This is a genomic window from Sphingomonas sp. P4_D12, assembly GCF_056401895.1.
On the sequence record NZ_JBFUIL010000025.1, the window covers coordinates 1 to 1,213 of the forward strand.

Consider the following 1,213-nt stretch of genomic DNA (forward strand, 5'->3'; position numbering starts at 1 on the left):
CTGCGCGCCACGCCGCAGGTCGTGCTGGCCGAGCCGATCGACCCTGGATCGCAGCCATGACCTGGCGCGGATGGTTCCGGCTCTGCCTGGCCTTGTGCGGTGCCGCCGCGCTCGGCGTGGTGACGCCGGGCCATACGCAGGAGCGGCCGACCGCCGACGCCGATCGCCAGATCCTGGTGATGCTCAAGATGGCGCCGCCGCATTAYCGSCCCGGCGGGAGCTACGGCGGCAGTTACGGTGACACGACGGCGATGGCCGCGCGGCGGCGCATGGCGGCAGGAATCGCGCGGCGCAACGGGCTGAAGCTGGTCGATGGCTGGCCGATGCCGCTGATCGGGGTCGATTGCTATGTCATGCGCGTGCCCGATGGCAGGGCGCTCGACGCGGCGATCGCCCAGGTGTCGAAGGAGCCGGGGGTCGCCTGGTCGCAGCCGCTGCAACTGTACCAGGCGCGCGGCTCGCCCGCCGGGGCCGCGCTCAACGACCCTCTCTTYCGRGCMGAGCCCGCYGCCRTMGCCTGGCGGCTCGCCGACCTCCACCGCATCGCCACCGGCCGCAACGTTTCCGTCGCCATCATCGACAGCAAGATCGACGTTGCGCATCCCGACCTTGCCGGCCAGTTCACCGCCAATCTCGATTTCGTCGCCAATCCTGATTCCGGGCGCCGCACCGTCCCCAGCGAGGCGCATGGCACCGGCGTTGCCGGCATCGTCGGTGCCAAGGCGGGAAACGGCATCGGCATCGCCGGGATCGCGCCCGACGCGCGGATGATGGCGTTGCGGGCGTGCTGGCAGACCGCCGCCGGCCCTACGCTTTGCAACAGTCTCAGCCTGGCGCGCGCGCTGCAATTCGCGATCGACCACAATGCCGAGGTGATCAACCTCAGCCTCGCCGGGCCGGCAGACCCGCTACTCGCCCGGCTGATCGCCATYGCGATATCGCGCAACGTCTCTGTGGTCGCGGCATTCGATCCGTCGCTGCCCCAGGGAGGATTCCCCGCATCCTTGCCYGGCGTCATCGCCGTCGCCGACGAATCTTTGCAGTCTTTGCCCGCGCGCGTGTACATTGCGCCCGGYCGCGACGTGCCGACGACACAACCGGGGGGTAAATGGTACCTCGTCAATGGCAGTTCCTATGCGGTCGCGCATGTCAGCGGGCTGATCGCGCTGGTGCGCCAGTCCAGCGGTCGCGCGACACGGATCGCGCTGAACCG

General features: G+C 69.8%; 1 protein-coding gene. It reads left to right on the top strand.

Annotated features, from left to right (window positions below):
- Nucleotides 1–56: 56 nt before the first annotated feature.
- Nucleotides 57–1,213 (top strand): S8 family peptidase (locus AC1DSD_RS22410; protein WP_478033201.1); only part of this gene is annotated, 1,157 nt, incomplete at its 3' end.